Consider the following 17,314-nt stretch of genomic DNA (forward strand, 5'->3'; position numbering starts at 1 on the left):
TTTTGAGAGAAGTATTGTAGGGGAAGAGATAAGAGCGTTCTTTTTTATAGAGAGTCACTTGCCATTTTAAAAGAGCTTAAATAGAATCCGGTAGATGATTCTTAAGGGGATAGGTTATTTCTATAGTTTTTTGTAAATTATAACGGAGATTTTATGCGTATTACCGTTGATCGCAGTCAGTTTTTTAAATCTCTTGGTCGTGTTCACCGTGTGGTGGAACGACGAAATACCGTTCCTATTTTATCTAATGTATTAATTGATGCAGAAAATGGGAGTGTGCAATTAAAAGCAACGGATCTTGATTTAGAAGTTACAGAATCTTTTACAGTCAATATTGAAAAAGCAGGGGCAATAACTGTTCCAGCATATTTATTGTATGATATAGTTCGAAAACTTCCTGATGGTAGTGAGATTGTCTTGTCAGTTGATGAGAATCAAGCAAGTGCTATGTCTATTGTTTCAGGTTGTACACATTTTCAGCTTCAATGTCTTCCGAAAATAGATTTTCCAGAGTCTCTTCCTGGTCAGTTTGGTTGCCGTTTTTTTCTATCGGCATCGAAGTTAAAGCATTTGCTTGATTGTACGCAATTTGCTATCTCTACTGAAGAAACACGTTATTATCTTAATGGCATTTATTTTCATATTGTGCATGACGATGTTTTAAAATTGCGTTTGGTTGCAACTGATGGCCACCGTTTGGCACAGGTTGATATGGAGGCCCCCTCAGGTGTTGATGGCATGCCAGGTGTTATTATTCCTCGTAAGGCTGTAGGGGAGTTGCAAAAGCTTCTTTCAGAAGAAATTGATGGTGATGTATGTATCGAACTCTCAGAGACAAAGATTCGTTTTTCTTTAGGTTCAGTGGTTTTTACATCAAAGTTAGTTGATGGAACATTTCCAGATTATCAACGCGTTATTCCCCTTGGAAATGATAGAAAATTGATTGTCAATAGACAGGATTTTTCTTCTGCTGTTGACCGTGTTTCAACAATTTCGAATGACCGTGGGCGTGCGGTAAAATTGACAATTGAGCATGGGCAATTAAAGCTTGTCGTGAATAATCCTGATTCGGGTAGTGCGGAGGATCAATTAGCGGCAACTTATACATCAGAACCACTTGAAATAGGGTTTAATTCACGTTATCTTTTGGATATCGCTGGGCAACTTTCAAGTGATGAGATGGTTTTTATGTTGTCAGATGCTGTAGCACCAGCTCTCATTCGTGATAATAATAACGCAGAGGTGCTTTATGTACTGATGCCCGTTCGCGTTTAGGGGTAGGTATTTTGCAATGCATGGCTGGTCATGTGCACAAAGTGGCAGTGAGACAGCTGGGGCTTTTACGTTATCGTAATTATTCTTCCTTAAAAATTCATTTTTCGGGTCAGCATGTTGTTTTTACTGGTCACAATGGTGCTGGTAAGACAAATCTTTTAGAGGCGCTATCTTTTCTTTCTCCTGGTCGTGGTTTAAGGCGAGTGGCTTATTCTGATATTAGCTTTGCAGGTGGTAGAGGTGAAGGGTTTGTTGTCTTTGCACGTCTTGAATGTGCTCTTTATGGCGAAGTGAATATTGGTACAGCTTTAGAAATTGGTGATAACAGCCGCAAAATACACATTAATGGTGTGAATGAGACAGGTGATGGCTTAACAGATTACTGTCATATGAGTATTCTGACTCCTTCTATGGATGGGCTTTTTACAGGTCCTTCACTTGAGCGTCGCCGTTTTTTAGACCGTATGGTTTTGGCGATTGATTCTTCACATAGTCGTCGCATAGCTGATTATGATAGGGCTATGCGTGCGCGTAACCGTTTATTTTTGGATGGAAATGAAGATTATGCTTGGTTTGATGCTTTAGAAAAGCAGATGGCAGAGTTGGCAACAGCTATTGCTGCGGCACGTATTGATATAATTCGACTCCTAAATGATATGTCTGCACAAATGTCGTCTCAGATAGTTTTTCCACGGGCTTTTTTGCAAATTGATGGTTGTTTAGAAACAGCTCTAAGTAAACTGTCAGCGGTTGAGGTTGAAGAACAGTTTTTTCACCGGTTACGGCATAACCGTATAATAGATCGTGCTGCTGGGCGGACATTAGAAGGACCGCATCGCACAGATTTGCAAGTTTTTTATGCTGATAAAAATATGGCTGCAACATCTTGTTCAACGGGTGAGCAGAAGGCACTTTTGACAGGTTTGGTTTTGTGTCATGCGCGTTTAACAGGCATGATGTCAGAGAGAGCTCCTATTCTTCTTCTTGATGAAATGGCAGCGCATCTTGATTCTTATCGGCGTGCTGCTTTATTTGATATTCTTGATGATTTGGGGGGGCAAACATTTATGACAGGAACAGATCGCATTTTATTTGACGCTTTAAAAGGACGTGCGGAGTTTTTTGAGATTAAGGATGGGGCTTTATTGCAGTAAAAATTTGCTAAATTTTTTAAATGATAGTCGAGAAGAAGAGGCTTATTATGTCTACAATTATAACGGTCTTAAATGGTCCTAATTTAAATTTTCTCGGAAAACGTGAGCCAAAAATTTACGGAACTGAAACTCTAAAAGATATTGAAAAACTTTGCAAAAAATGGGCAACAAGAGCTGGTATAATAGTGCATTTTCATCAAAGTAACTATGAGGGGCAATTGGTAGAGTGGATACAGGAAGCGATTGGAGTGAGTGCGGGGTTGATTATCAATCCCGCTGCTTATGGTCACACATCTGTTGCAATTCTTGATGCTTTAAAAATGTTTACAGGGATAAAAGTAGAGGTTCATTTATCTCATATTTATCAGCGTGAAGTTTTTCGTCACCATTCTTATACATTAACAGCTGTAGATGCAGCTATTGTCGGTTGTGGAGGTGATGGATATTGGCTTGCGCTTGAATATATCGCTAAAAAGCTTAAATTTGGTATAGACGGAACAAAACTTGTATAATATTGATGAGGATATTTGAATTTACTTGATAATTCTTTTTAAATAGGTAAGCATATTATTAAGATTTTGTCATTTTTCAGTGGCAATCTCTGGTAAGTATGATGGGGCAGGTGAAATGAGAAACTTTGTTAAACAAATAAAGATGCTCGTAATTTTCGGGGTGGTGTTGCTTTTATCTGGTTGTAAGTGGGACGTTCTTCACCCGGCAGGATATGTTGCGCGGCAACAGCTTATTTTAATTGTGATTTGTGTTGCTGTTATGCTTTGTGTTGTGATTCCAGTGATGGTGAGTGTGGTATTTTTAGCTATTAAATATCGTGCATCGAATACAGCTGAGTATTTACCTGAGTGGGGGCATTCAAATAAAATTGAAGCATTTATGTGGAGTATTCCAATTGTTATCGTGATGGTTTTGGGTGCGTTGACATCCTATTACACCTATAAGCTTGAACCAGAAAATCCACTTCCAATAGAAGTCGTTGGTGAAGAAAAACCATTGCAAGTGGATGTTGTGGCTGTTGATTGGAAATGGCTCTTTATTTATCCTGAATACAATATTGCATCAATCAATGAAATTTACGCGCCTAAAGGTCGTCAGGTTTTATTGCAGATAACGTCAGAGAGTTCTCTTAATGCTTTTTGGGTACCAAAACTGGGTACAGTTCTTTACGCTATGCCGCAGATGAATGCTAAATTGCATTTGGTAGCTGATAAGCAGGGAGTATTCAAAGGAACCTCGGCAAATTACAGTGGTGATGGCTTTGCAGGGATGCGGTTTCAATGGCATTCTGTATCTTTGCAGGATTTTGATAATTGGATTGCTAAAGCTCGAGCTCAGGGTCAAGTTCTTGATCGTGCATCTTATCGTCAGCTTTCTATTGCGCCTCGTATGGGCGATATTGCTGCGAAGGAAAAGGATGCAGAGGTACGTTATTTTGCACCCGTTGAGAAGCGCCTCTACTACCGGATTGTTAATCGATGCGTTGATGAGAATACGGTGTGTAATGAAGACTTAATGAAGCGTGCTGCTGCTCAGACGCTTTGGGGTGCACTTTGTTCTGTTTTTGATCCTGATGTTATTTAGGGCATCAAGTGAGAAAGAGACCTTAAATATAAGGTCTCTTTGAAATGAAATTTATCTGATACGGGTTAAGAAATGTTTGGAAGACTTACAGATCCTACTGCTGGTGCTTTTCATGCACTTGCACATGAACCGATCGTTTTGTACACATGTATTGCGATTGTAGTTGGTGGTTTAATTGCTGTTCTTGCTTTGACAGTACTTGGATGGTGGGGAGTTTTATGGCGAAATTGGATTACAACAGTTGACCATAAGCGCATTGGCATTATGTACATCGTTCTTGGTATTATTATGCTCGTTCGCGGTTTCGCGGATGCAATTATGATGCGAACGCATCAGGCTTTAGCTCTTGGAGGCGAGACAGCGGGTTATTTACCTCCTGAGCATTTTGATCAGATTTTTTCGGCCCATGGCACCATAATGATTTTCTTCATGGCTACGCCGATTTTATTTGGTCTTTTCAATTATCTTATACCACTTCAAATTGGTGCTCGTGATGTTGCTTTTCCTTTTGCAAATAATTTGGGTTTTTGGATTACAGCTGCGGGAGCCGTACTGATTAACATATCACTCGGTATTGGAAATTTTGGTCGTGGTGGTTGGTTGATGTATCCACCTTTCACAGAGTTGCAAACGAGTCCAGATACAGGAGTAGATTATTATTTATGGTCACTTCAGCTTTCTGGTATTGCAACAACAATGGGAGCAGTGAATTTTATTGCAACGATAATTAAAATGCGTGCTCCTGGAATGACAATGATGAGAATGCCTGTTTTTTGTTGGAGTGCTTTTGTCAGCAATGTTCTTATTGTAGTTATTTATCCTGTTTTGACTGTAACATTTGCACTCTTGGCATGTGATCGTTATTTAGATATGAATTTCTTTACCAATGTTGGTGGCGGAAATCCAATGGTGTGGATTAACTATGTTTGGGTTTTTGGCCATCCTGAAGTGTATGTTTTGGTTGTCCCTGCTTTTGGCATTGTGTCTGAAGTTGTTTCAACTTTTTCTTCAAAACGCCTCTTTGGTTATACTTCAATGGTATGGGCAATGTTGGTTATTTTAATTCTATCGCTTCTTGTTTGGGGGCATCATTTCTTCACAATGGGTGGGGGTGAAGCTGTAAATACTTTCTTTAGTATTGCTACGATGATCATCGCAGTTCCAACAGGTGTAAAAGTCTTTAATTGGCTGCTAACGATGTATAAAGGTCGGATTCGCTTTGAACCTCCTATGCTTTGGTGCATGGGGATGATCTTTACTTTTGTTGGTGGTGGATTAACGGGTGTTCTATTATCCATTGTGCCTGCTGATTGGCAGTTTCATAATTCGCTATTTTTGATAGCGCATTTCCACCATACGATTATTGGAGGCGTTGTTTTCGCTTATTTAGCCGGACTTGCTTTTTGGTTTCCAAAAGTTTTTGGTTATAAACCAAACCGCTTACTAGGCATTGCATCTTTTTGGTGTTGGTTTGTTGGTTTTTATCTTGCTTTTTTCCCTGTCTATGGGCTTGGGCTAATGGGAGCGACACGTCGTCTTCAACATTATACGGAACCTAGTTGGCAACCAATGTTTATAATTGCTGCAGTGGGTGCTTGTATTATTTTGCTTGGTATTCTCTGTTTTGTACTACAAGTTGTTTTGGCAATTTGGTATGGTATTAAGCATAAGGGGCGCTTGCCAGTAACAGTAAATGATTCTTGGGGTGATGGGCGGACTCTTGAATGGTTGGCCTCTTCACCGCCTCCTGCGTACAATTTTGCAATACTTCCAAAGGTAGGGTCTGATGATGCTTATTGGAATATGAAAAAGAATGGTTATCAGCGTCCGACAAGTGGATTTACAAAAATTCATATGCCGTCAAATACATCAGCTGGAATTATTGCGGGATTCTTCTCATTAGTTGTTGGTTTTGCACTTGTTTGGCATATTTGGTGGCTTGCAGCAGTCGGATTGATTGGTTTTGTTACAACGCTTGTGTGTCACTCGTTAACAGGTGATCATCATGGCTACTACATTTCAGCTGAAGAAGTGCAAAAAACAGAAGATACTTTTACAGCTGTTCTTAAAGAACAAGGAGTAACAGTATGAGTGCAGTGGCAATGAATAATGCTTGCATTGATGAGCATCATCACGACAATAGTTCGGTAATGACGTTTGGGTTTTGGGTCTATATTCTTTCGGATTTGATCCTCTTTTCGACACTTTTTTCAAGTTTTGCTGTTTTTTCTGCCTCTTATGGTGGAGGGAAAGCTGGCAATGAATTTATTGATTTAAAGTTTGTTTTGATTGAAACTGCTATTTTATTGTTGTCATCAATTACTTATGGGTTTGTGATGGTACAAGCACATAAAGGTAATCTCAGTGGTGTGCGTTTATGGATGGCTATTACCTTTGTGCTTGGAGGCTGCTTTATTGGAATGGAAATTTACGAATTCCATAAGCTTTTAAGCGAGGTGTTTTATTACGATCCTCGTGCTTATGCTGGTATTGATCCTGCAACAGGTTTACAACTTTTTGGAAAAGAAGTTTTATCTGCTTATTGGTCAGCATTTTTCGCGTTGGTTGGTACCCATGGTCTTCATGTGAGTGTTGGACTTCTCTGGATGGTGGTGATGTTTTTTCATCTACGTCGGAGCGGTTTAGATCGGGATAATAAAACACGTCTAACATGTCTTTCAATTTTCTGGCATTTACTTGACATTGTGTGGGTTGGTGTTTTCACCATGGTTTATTTGTTAGGAGCGTTGTAATGAGCATGCATAATGAAACACATAGTCCCAGTACTGGTTCCTATTTAATTGGCTTTATTCTAGCTGTATTCTTCACTTTAGGTTCTTTTATTCCTGTGATGTATGGAATGATGGAGAGCTGGGCAATTAGCACAAAGGTTGCATATCTTATTGGGATGGCAATTATTCAGATTATTGTGCAGATTGTTTTCTTTTTACACTTGAATTCTGGTCCAGATGCTAAATGGAATTTAAGCGCTCTATGGTTTGCAGTTATTTGTGCTGTGATTATTATTGGAGGTACTTGGTGGGCTATCGCCCATTTGAATTATAATATGATGGGTGGTTCAGGGCGTATTATTGAGCCGGAAAGGATACAAGGAGATAGTGGAGATAGCGCTGTATCGACAGAAAAATTATCAGATACACAAAAGCCGGTAGGGCATTTATTAGACTCTCAGCTATCCAAAGAACAAGAACCAAATACACAATCTTCCGTAGAACAGACACCAGGAGTAGAAATGCCGGTAGGACAGGTACCAGGTGTACAGGGCTCTGTAGAGCAGGCACCAGGGGTAGAAATGCCGGTGGGACAAGTACCAGGTGCACAGGGCTCTGTAGAGCAGGCACCAGGGGTAGAAATGCCGGTAGGACAGGTACCAGGTGTACAGGGCTCTGTAGAGCAAGCACCAGGGGTAGAAATGCCGGTGGGACAAGTACCAGGTGCACAGGGCTCCGTAGAGCAGGCACCTATACAGTAAAATTACCAAGAATAAAGATATCTATAGAGCCAATGCCAAGTGCATTGGCTTTTTTTTATGAGTGTTTATTACAAACAAGTTTACGGGATGTAAGGTAGTTGATAAATAGGGGGATAGGAAATAATCATTCAAAGGGAATCATTTTAGGTGTGCTTTTTATTTTAAGCAAAAAGTTCATAGATAAGTTGAGTTAAATCTTCATTGAGGCTTGAGATAAGTAGCTATTTGTAAACTGTATAAGAAATGATTTTTATACAATTCAAAATAAGGGAACATAAGAATTTTGACAAGGTTTCCTGTTATGTTAGAATAAAGCCATAAGAGATTAAAAAATTTAGAGAATAATTAAAAAATTTAATGAAAACCGTTTCAACGACAATTATTGGTGCCGGTTCTTTTGGCACGGCATTAGCTATCGCTCTTGCCCGTAACGGCTATCACGTTTTACTTTGGGGGCATAATCCTCAACACATTAAAGCATTACAAAAATATCGTTGCAATCAGAAATTTTTACCCGATATTCTATTTCCTGAAAATCTAGTGCCTGAGGCTTCGCTTAAAACTGCAATAACAGCAAGCCATGATATATTAATTGCTGTTCCAAGCCATGTATTTCATCAAGTATTATACAATATCCAACCTTATTTAGATCAACATTCACGTATTATTTGGGCAACGAAAGGTTTGGAGCATGGTACAGGACGCTTACTACAAGAAGTTGTTCGTGAAATTTTAGGTGATGAAATCCCTTTAGCTGTTCTTTCTGGACCAACTTTTGCCAAGGAGCTTGCTAATGGCTTGCCTACAGCAATTACGGTAGCGGCTTCTGATACTGAATTTAGTGAAGAGCTACAGAAACTTTTTCATTGTGATAAAAGTTTTAGAGTTTATAAAAATTCTGATATGATAGGTATTCAATTAGGCGGAGCAGTCAAGAATGTTATTGCTATTGGTGCAGGAATATCAGACGGTATGGGTTTTGGGTCAAATGCTCGAATAGCACTTATCACACGAGGATTAGCGGAAATCAGTCGTTTGGGTGTTGCTATGGGTGCTGAGCGTTCCACATTTATGGGCATGACAGGTTTAGGTGATTTGGTTTTGACATGTACTGATAATCAGTCGCGCAATCGCCGTTTTGGTATGCTGCTTGGTCAAGGAATGAATATAAAAGAGGCAGAAAAACAGGTTGGTCAAGTTGTTGAAGGTTATTTAAATACCGAAGAAGTATATAGATTAGCACGGCGTATCAAGGTAGAAATGCCAATTACAGAACAAATCTATCAAGTCTTATTTTGCAATAAGAGTGTAGTTGAAGCAGCTGATACATTATTAGGTCGAGCACTCAAAGATGAGATACATGATACGGTATGCTTTTAAATTGTTTAAAAAGATATAGTGATCATATAATAGAATACTTTGCAGTATATGATGCAAACCATGAGATAAAGCATAAAAATCTAGCAAAATTAGAAAGTAAGAGAGGCCCATTTTTTACGCAATATAACTTAAATATGAAAAACTTGGCCGCTGTCTAAGCCATATTTTTTAAAATAAATTATTTTTGCACTTTTAAAAGTGCAAGGAGCTATTCTCCTCGTGTTTCCTCGCTTTGTCTTAACTCATCAAGTGTTGGCATAGACATAATATTATAGCCTGAATCAACATAATGAATTTCACCAGTAACACCTGATGATAAATCAGAGAGGAGGTAAAGAGCAGATTTACCAATTTCATGAATATTTACAGTGCGGCGCAATGGGGCATTACGGCGTTGATATGAAAAAATTGCACGTGCAGCTGCAATGCCATTACCCGCTAAAGTTCTCACAGGTCCAGCTGAAATTGCATTGACGCGAATATTTTGGGGACCAAAATCTGCTGCTAAATAACGTACCATAGCTTCTAAAGCAGCTTTAGCGATACCCATGATATTGTAATTAGGAACAACTTGTTGTGACGCTCCGTAGGTGAGTGTTAAAAGCGCACCTCCATTAGGCATAAGCCTACCAGCCCGCTGAGCAATTTCAGTAAAAGAGTAAGCCGAAATAACCATTGTGCGTTTAAAATTTTCACGTGTTGTAACATCAACGTAGCGCCCTTTTAATTGATTTTTATCTGAAAAACCAATGGCATGCACAACAAAATCAATAGTTTCCCATTCTTTTTCAAGATATTCAAAAACACGATCAACATTTTCAATTTTTTCAACATCACATTCGAGCAACAATTTACAACCGAGCTGTTCTGCTAGAGGTTTGACCCGCTTTCCGAAAGCATCGCCTTGGTAGGTAAATGCCAATTCAGCTCCTGCTTGTGCTAACTGGCATGCAATGCCCCATGCAATCGAATGGTCATTCGCAACCCCCATAATAAGGCCACGTTTGCCCTCCATCAAACCCTTCATATTATTCTCCGTAAGACCGTGCTTTTTTCAACCAGCTAAGAACTCCTGTTTATGCATAGCGTTGAAAAATGAGCGTTGCATTGGTACCGCCAAAACCAAATGTATTTGACAATACAGTATTAAGTTGTTGATGATCCTGACGTTCACGAACAATGGGCATATCGGCAAAGGCCGGATCAAGTTCTTCAATATGAGCGCTTTCGCAAATAAAATCATGATTCATCATTAACAGTGTATAGATTGCCTCGTGAACACCCGCTGCACCCAAAGAATGCCCCGTCAGAGATTTTGTAGCAGAAATTTGTGGACATTGATCACCTGCTCCAAAGATACGACGGATAGCTTCTATTTCAGGGGGATCACCAACAGGTGTTGCTGTTGCATGGGGGTTAATATAGTCAATTTTATTATTTACAGTTGCAAGTGCCATGCGCATGCAACGTTCTGCGCCCTCACCAGATGGAGCAACCATATCATACCCATCGGATGTAGCACCATATCCAACAATTTCCCCATAGATTTTTGCACCGCGTGCTTTAGCAAGCTCGAGTTCTTCAAGAACTAAAACACCTGCTCCACCAGCAATAACAAATCCATCACGATTGGCATCATAGGCACGTGAAGCCTTTTTTGGAGTGTCATTATATTTGCTGGACATAGCACCCATAGCATCAAAGAGTACGGATAACGTCCAATCCAGATCTTCGCAACCACCAGCAAAAACACGATCCTGCCTGCCATATTGTATTAATTCATAAGCATTGCCAATACAATGATTAGAGGTAGCGCAAGCCGAGGAAATTGAATAGTTCACGCCTTTAATTTTAAAAAAAGTCGCAAGCGTCGCAGATGCTGTAGAACTCATTGCTTTAGGTACAACAAAAGGACCAACACGTTTTGGACCTTTTTGACGCGTAATATCAGCAGCTTCAACAATTGATTGCGTTGAAGCCCCTCCAGAGCCCATAATAATGCCTGTGCGTTCATTTGATATTTCATTAGGTTCTAAACCTGCATCAGCGATTGCTTGATCCATAGCGATATGATTCCAAGCAGTTCCACGTCCATGAAAACGCAAGGCACGTCGATCAACCAATTCTTCTATATTAACATCAGGTTTACCATAAACCCTGCTACGAAAACCTAATTCAGCATATTGGGGTGCATAAGAAATTCCGGATTTTGCTTCATACAAACTGGTTAAAACAGCCTCTGGATTATTTCCAATTGCGGAGACAATTCCCATTCCAGTTACAACAACTCGACGCATCCATACCTCCTTGTTCCATACAGAATAACAAAATGTTCCCTTTCGTGGAAAGGACTTTAGTCTTCTTTAAATAAAGCAACACGTAAATCACTTGCTTTATAGATAGCTTCTCCATCTGCTTTTACCCACCCATCAGCTATACCTAGGACTAAATTTCCACGCCGAATACGTTTAAAATCTATTCCATATTCAAGAAGTTTGGTTTGCGGAGTTACCATACCGGATAATTTTACTTCACCTGTTGAAATAGCTCTCCCTTTTCCTGCTTCACCTAACCAACCGAGAAAAAAACCTGTTAATTGCCACATACCATCTAAACCAAGACATCCTGGCATAACTGGATCTCCAATAAAGTGACAATCAAAGAACCATAGGTCTGGAGTAATGTCAAATTCAGCTCGAACCATTCCTTTATCATATTCACCACCAGTTTCACTGATTTGAGTGATTCGATGAATCATCAACATTGGTGGTGCTGGTAATTGTGCATTACCTTTACCAAACATTTCGCTGCGAGAGCAGCTTAGAAGCTCTTCATAAGTGTAGCGAGACTTTTGTTCAGCCATTGTTACTCCATTTATTTATGTATATTTAAACTTCTGCGCTTTTCCTCAACCTACTTTTAGAGCAAATTTGAAGGAGAGGGAAATGATTTTATGTCATTTTTAATGACAAAAGCCGTTTTTTATGTATTCTACATAAGTAGTGATTTAAAAATGGAATAAAATTATATCATATCGTTCCTATTTCTTGTATTGTAACCTAATTTGAACAGAAATATAAATATATTGTGGTTTTTAATATGTCAGTGAGCGCAGACAGTTTTTGTTTGAATGAAGAGCAACAGGACGCAAAAGATTGTGGACAGATTATAGGTTATTATTCTACTTCTGTGTTAGAGAAACATTTACGCCAGAATGGTCTGCGACCAACACGTCAGCGGTTAGAGCTTGCTAATATGATTTTTTCTCAAGGTAACCGTCATATTGCTGCCGAGGAGCTTTATGAAGAAGCGGTAAAGGCTGGTGTACCTGTGTCTTTAGCAACGGTTTATAATACGCTTCATCAATTTACAGAAGCGGGATTATTACGGATTATTGCCGTAGAAGGTTCGAAAACTTGGTTTGATACCAATACGTCTGACCATTATCATTTTTATATAGAGGGTGAAAATCGCATTCTTGATATTCCTTGTAACTTAGAAGAATCTCCCATCATTGGAAATTTGCCTAAACCACCAGAAGGTATGGAAATCTCGCATGTTGATTTGATAGTTCGATTAAAACCGAAGCGCTGATCTGATAATAGAGTTACTTCGTAAAATACTATCGGTTAGGATTGTGATGTGAGGCAGGCAAAGCTTTATACATGTAGTATTTTTTATTATAGCACATTGATTTGCTATAATAAATTATCATTTTTAAACTTGAAACAATTAAAATCACATTCTTGCACGCGATAAGCAAAGCTGGGGTGGAGATAGCATTTAAGAAAATAATAAAATACTTCTTATGAACATTTTCAGATGTCAAGGGGTGTAACAATATTGAGGATTGGCATTGTATGATAATATTACCTTACATCTTATAAGCATAAAGATGGTGCGCATAATGATTGTATTATTATACCATTTATGGGTATTGTTGTGAAATGGGGTTATAAGCATTGGGACATGCCTCTTTTAAAAGCATATGAATTGTCAATACAACGACACTCTGTGGTGTCCTATTTTGCATGAGGGGTGTAATTTTCTCGAAATAGTGCGGCGAATATTCAGGATAGAGTTTGTCTATAGAACTTTATAAATTGAACCATATAGGTGATCAAGTCACGTAGAATTCATGCTGAGAAACCCGATTGTATATGGATTAGTACTGGTAGGAATTTCTTTGCTTTTAGAGCGAGAAGACAGTGAATGGGAGGAAATAATAAGAAATAAAAATTAAACTTGCTTAATTTAAAGATTTACAAACTTTTTATTTTTCTATTTTTTCATCAGGATAGATTCCCCATAACTGAGCTTGATGAAGCCAGCCCCGGATATTATTGATGTTTAATTCGCACCAATGTCCATTGCATTGGCGAATGTTTCCAATAACATTAGGTTCTACTTCTGCTACAAGTTTTGCATTTTCTGCAGGATTTTTGCGTAGCATCAGTCTTTTTGTTTTATCTTTTTGCCATGGGATCGTTATAGCGGTTCGTTTTCCCGATAGAAGTGATTGGTATACCCACCCTTCATCACCTTCGGCATCACGAATTTTACGCCATTGATCATATTCTTGGATGATTTCAATAGGTAGCCCCTGTTTTTTATAGGTAAAGATGATAGAATAATTGCTTCCCGGTCCGATGCGCACATTCACACGGGTAGGTTTAATGGAAGCAAATCGTGGAAGTGGTAAACCACTTGGTCCTAAATTTTGCCCAGAATTTGTATTGAGTGTTTGTGCTTGCAGAAAATTAGGGAAACCGAGTACAAAGACTCCCGCTGTGGAGATATATGATGTAAGTACTAAAAATCGGAACCAATGATAATATCGCACACTTAAACCTTTTATCTTTTCGTTTTGGAAATCTAAGATCTGGAAAAATTGAGAACTGATTAAGGAAGCTATGCATATTGCTAGTTAAAGAGATCTGAACAATACGGAAATTATTACAGAATTCATAGAATAAGTTAAGATAAAAATTCAAACATTCTTAATATTTGCTTTATTTTTCAAACACTGACACAGCTATATTGGTATTATCATTAAAAAAATATTCAATGACAGATCAATAAAGAGATTTGCATATAACTCGAAAAACAACTTTAGAATGGATGAAACATATATTAGTGAATCATTCAAATGCAAGAGCACGCAATATTGAGGGTAAGCCAATATAGGAGGAATTAATTTATAATTTCACAAACACAAGGTGATTTTGGGGATTTATATTTTTAACTTTTCAGTTTGGTTATAAAGTAGCACTCCCTGATTTATTGATCATACAATATTGCGGTAAATAAACATAGGAGCTATATGAGTGTCTATTAATTCCAGATTGTTATGAAATACCAAAAGTTATGCAATTTATTGTTTCATTAATGAATATTGAGAAAAAAGATTGTATGTTTGGTATTATATTCTTTATGAACACAATTGTATATTATGATAGCTAGCTTATATTTCGTAATTTGATTTGGTGAGGGGAATTTGAAAGAGACTGAATGCTTAAGATCATTGTGTTCTACCATTTTTATACTTATGAAGAAGCAAGTGAACACTCTTATTATTTACCAGCCCTCAATACTGCAAAAGCCCTTGGCACTTGAGAACTTTTATAAGAGACATTGTATTCTTTTCTTACAGTTTTTATATTTATACGTCAGTTGCATTTATGATATGCAAGGAGATGATTTTAATTGATTTAAGATAAGGGGGAGTGAAATGAAAGAATTTTGACAATATTTGGAGGTCTCATTCAGTATACGGAACAAGTATTACCGTTATAAATCAATGTGTTACCTAAAAACTAAGAAAACTCCTACAGGGTAGATGCATAGAGAAAAAATCACTGCTACAATTTAAAAGGGCACGAAAAAAATAAACAAAGCCAAAAATGACAAAAAACTACCTTCGCCACATCAAACAACCCGGCTAAATACTATATCCATTGTAACTACTAATTTGATTTTCTAAGATAGCAGAAAAAATACATTATCTTACTGCAGAAGCCCGACCGTTACTCACAAAACCTTCTCTTTGTGCACGTTTACGAGCAAGCTTACGTGTACGACGAACAGCTTCAGCCTTTTCACGAGCACGCTTTTCCGATGGTTTTTCATAATAACCACGCATTTTCATTTCACGGAAAATACCTTCACGTTGCATCTTCTTTTTCAATGCGCGTAGCGCTTGATCAACATTATTATCACGAACGAGTACTTGCACTATCTATCCTGCTTTTTTTTGGTGTTATAAGTAATAGGAAAAAACCTAATTGCTTTTAAATAGCATCTAAAAGCAACATATACTACAGAATGCATATCACATAAAGAAGGTGTTTGTCTACATCGCTTTTTAAAATTCTTATCTTTTTGCTATGAGCTGCTATTCGTTAATGAATGATTGAGTTTACAGATATAAGCTTATGAGAGCCCTTGTATATGATCATTTTCGTCAAGATGAATTTTTTCAGCGATAGGGTAATGGGGTAAGCCAGGCATAGTCATGATATCTCCGCAAATGACAACAATAAAACCTGCACCTGCCAAGAGACGAACTTCACGTACAGGAATTTCAAAATCAACAGGAGCACCGTATAGAGTGGGATCAGCAGAAAAGGAATAAGGTGTTTTTGCCATACAAATAGGGTATGTGCCATAACCTTCCTTTTCCCAACATTCAAGCTGTTTGAGAATAGGATCAGCGATTATAGCTCCACGACCACCATAGAGATTTTTTATAATAGCATTAATTTTTTGAACAAGTGGCAGTGAATCTTGATACAGAACTTTAAAATGGCAATCTTTTTCTTCAATTAGGGTAACAAGTTCTTGTGCAAGTTCTATAGCACCTTTTCCACCTTGTTTCCAATGTTTGCAAACAACGGCTTTGTGCCCAGTTGTTGCAACTATTTTTTGTAACATGCTGATTTCAGCATCGCTATCGGTATCAAAATGATTAAGTGCGACAATACAAGGGATACCGTAGTGCTCCATGTTTTTTATATGTCGTAAAAGGTTGGCTGCTCCTTCTTTTAAAGCAGTGATATTTTCCTCTGTTAGATTCTTTTTGTCCACACCACCATTCATTTTTAATGCGCGAATTGTTGCGACAATCACCGTCGCGCTTGGTACAATACCTGTTTGTCGACATTTAATATCAAAAAATTTCTCTGCTCCAAGATCTGCTCCAAAACCTGCTTCTGTGACAACATAATCGGCGAGTTTTAAAGCGGTTTTTGTTGCTATAACTGAATTACAGCCATGAGCAATATTGGCAAAAGGCCCACCGTGAACAAAGACAGCATTATTTTCAATTGTTTGTACAAGATTGGGTTGCATGGCATCTTTAAGAAGAACTGCCATTGCTCCTTCTACATTGAGATCAGCGACTGTTACTGGTGTTTTATCATAACGATAGGCAACAATAATTTTTTTGAGTCTTTGCGTAAGATTTTCTAAATTTTCGGCAAGGCAAAAAAGTGCCATAATTTCTGATGCAACAGTAATATCAAAACCTGTCTGACGAGGAAAACCGTTGGTAACCCCGCCCAATGAAGTAACAATATCGCGTAATGCACGATCATTCATGTCAAGGACTCGTCTCCAAACGATGCGGCGGGGATCAATATTCAGACTATTTCCCCAGTAAATATGGTTATCTATCATTGCGGCAAGAAGATTATGAGCAGCTGTAATCGCATGAAAATCACCAGTAAAATGCAAATTAAGGTCATCCATCGGTACAACTTGAGCGTAACCACCTCCAGCAGCACCACCTTTTATACCAAAACAAGGACCTAAGGATGGTTCTCTCAAGGTAGCTATAGCTTTTTTTCCGATGAGATTGAGAGCATCATTAAGACCAACTGTTGTTGTCGTTTTTCCTTCTCCAGCAGGCGTTGGGTTAATAGCCGTAACGAGGATAAGTTTACCATCCGGATTTTTATTGAGCGATTTTATGTATGCAGAAGAAATTTTAGCTTTATCATGTCCATAAGGAATAAGGTTTTCATGTGCGATACCAATTTTTTGTGCAATTTCAGTGATGTGTTGCTTGTGAGCTGTGCGAGCAATTTCAATATCTGTTTTGTGCATGGAAAGATTCTTTAAATTTGGCTTTTGTTGATATTAAGAGTGTGTACTATAATCAGATGGAAGAACCTATAGAATATAGAGTTATAAGATATCATAGAGGTCGATAACATACTGTGCAAGAGGGAAAAATAAAGCGGAAAAAACAAGCAGTTTTAAGTTTTCAGAAAAAAAATTGCTATATTGTTCGTTCTAAAAAGCTTTTAAAAAGAATACAGAATTTAGAAAAAATGACATCAAGGTCTTAAACTTTTCACAGGAGCGTCCTGTTGGGATTTTTGATTTCCAGATGATTTATCCTTTCAAGGCTTCT

15 protein-coding genes are annotated in these 17,314 nt (G+C 38.2%); 9 read left to right on the top strand and 6 right to left on the bottom strand.

Annotated elements, in window-relative coordinates; all coding sequences use genetic code 11:
- The first annotated feature begins 153 nt into the window (after positions 1 to 153).
- From dnaN to gpsA, 8 genes are all read left to right on the top strand, one after another.
- Positions 154 to 1,275, top strand: coding sequence for a DNA polymerase III subunit beta (gene dnaN, locus QWU_RS03090; RefSeq protein ID WP_006590071.1), 1,122 nt, complete (start codon positions 154 to 156; stop codon positions 1,273 to 1,275).
- Positions 1,276 to 1,295: 20 nt separating this feature from the next.
- Entirely contained in the window at positions 1,296 to 2,429 is a 1,134-nt protein-coding gene (gene recF / locus QWU_RS03095; RefSeq protein ID WP_006590072.1) for a DNA replication/repair protein RecF, read from the top strand.
- A 47-nt stretch (positions 2,430 to 2,476) separates the two neighbouring features.
- Positions 2,477 to 2,941, top strand: coding sequence for a type II 3-dehydroquinate dehydratase (gene aroQ / locus QWU_RS03100; RefSeq protein WP_006590073.1), 465 nt, complete (start codon positions 2,477 to 2,479; stop codon positions 2,939 to 2,941).
- A 115-nt stretch (positions 2,942 to 3,056) separates the two neighbouring features.
- The gene (gene cyoA, locus QWU_RS03105; protein ID WP_017196172.1) at positions 3,057 to 4,025 is read left to right on the top strand and encodes a ubiquinol oxidase subunit II; all 969 of its coding nucleotides are present in this window, start codon (positions 3,057 to 3,059) and stop codon (positions 4,023 to 4,025) included.
- Positions 4,026 to 4,097: 72 nt separating this feature from the next.
- Positions 4,098 to 6,116, top strand: a complete 2,019-nt coding sequence (cyoB, locus tag QWU_RS03110; RefSeq protein WP_006590075.1) for a cytochrome o ubiquinol oxidase subunit I — start codon at positions 4,098 to 4,100, stop codon at positions 6,114 to 6,116.
- Entirely contained in the window at positions 6,113 to 6,778 is a 666-nt protein-coding gene (locus tag QWU_RS03115; protein WP_006590076.1) for a cytochrome (ubi)quinol oxidase subunit III, read from the top strand. The genes cyoB and QWU_RS03115 overlap by 4 nt, the downstream gene beginning before the upstream one ends.
- Entirely contained in the window at positions 6,778 to 7,518 is a 741-nt protein-coding gene (gene cyoD / locus QWU_RS03120; RefSeq protein ID WP_017196173.1) for a cytochrome o ubiquinol oxidase subunit IV, read from the top strand. Before QWU_RS03115 ends, cyoD begins: the two co-directional genes overlap by 1 nt.
- Before the next feature lie 357 nt (positions 7,519 to 7,875).
- Positions 7,876 to 8,898 (top strand): NAD(P)H-dependent glycerol-3-phosphate dehydrogenase, encoded by a 1,023-nt coding sequence (gpsA, locus tag QWU_RS03125; protein ID WP_017196174.1) that lies wholly within the window; start codon positions 7,876 to 7,878, stop codon positions 8,896 to 8,898.
- Between the two features lie 208 nt (positions 8,899 to 9,106).
- Here the strand turns inward: gpsA and fabI are convergent, their stop codons facing one another.
- The 3 genes from fabI to fabA are packed head-to-tail and all read right to left on the bottom strand — an operon-like array spanning position 9,107 to position 11,761.
- On the bottom strand, positions 9,107 to 9,925 hold the full coding sequence (fabI, locus tag QWU_RS03135; protein ID WP_006590079.1) for an enoyl-ACP reductase FabI: 819 nt from the start codon (positions 9,923 to 9,925) through the stop codon (positions 9,107 to 9,109).
- A 49-nt stretch (positions 9,926 to 9,974) separates the two neighbouring features.
- A complete protein-coding gene (fabB, locus tag QWU_RS03140; protein WP_006590080.1) occupies positions 9,975 to 11,195 on the bottom strand; it encodes a beta-ketoacyl-ACP synthase I in 1,221 nt (406 codons plus the stop codon).
- 56 nt (positions 11,196 to 11,251) lie between these two features.
- On the bottom strand, positions 11,252 to 11,761 hold the full coding sequence (gene fabA / locus QWU_RS03145; protein ID WP_006590081.1) for a 3-hydroxyacyl-[acyl-carrier-protein] dehydratase FabA: 510 nt from the start codon (positions 11,759 to 11,761) through the stop codon (positions 11,252 to 11,254).
- A 236-nt stretch (positions 11,762 to 11,997) separates the two neighbouring features.
- Here fabA and irrA point away from each other — a divergent pair, with 236 nt between their 5' ends.
- On the top strand, positions 11,998 to 12,492 hold the full coding sequence (gene irrA, locus QWU_RS03150) for an iron response transcriptional regulator IrrA (RefSeq protein WP_006590082.1): 495 nt from the start codon (positions 11,998 to 12,000) through the stop codon (positions 12,490 to 12,492).
- 679 nt (positions 12,493 to 13,171) lie between these two features.
- Here irrA and QWU_RS03155 read toward each other — a convergent pair.
- From QWU_RS03155 to QWU_RS03170, 3 genes are all read right to left on the bottom strand, one after another.
- Positions 13,172 to 13,741, bottom strand: a complete 570-nt coding sequence (locus QWU_RS03155) for an SH3 domain-containing protein (protein ID WP_006590083.1) — start codon at positions 13,739 to 13,741, stop codon at positions 13,172 to 13,174.
- A 1,158-nt stretch (positions 13,742 to 14,899) separates the two neighbouring features.
- On the bottom strand, positions 14,900 to 15,133 hold the full coding sequence (gene rpsU, locus QWU_RS03165) for a 30S ribosomal protein S21 (protein WP_006590085.1): 234 nt from the start codon (positions 15,131 to 15,133) through the stop codon (positions 14,900 to 14,902).
- Between the two features lie 197 nt (positions 15,134 to 15,330).
- Positions 15,331 to 17,004 (bottom strand): formate--tetrahydrofolate ligase, encoded by a 1,674-nt coding sequence (locus QWU_RS03170; RefSeq protein WP_006590086.1) that lies wholly within the window; start codon positions 17,002 to 17,004, stop codon positions 15,331 to 15,333.
- Positions 17,005 to 17,314: the final 310 nt, after the last annotated feature.

Source organism: Bartonella birtlesii IBS 325 (assembly GCF_000273375.1).
GTDB lineage: Bacteria > Pseudomonadota > Alphaproteobacteria > Rhizobiales > Rhizobiaceae > Bartonella > Bartonella birtlesii.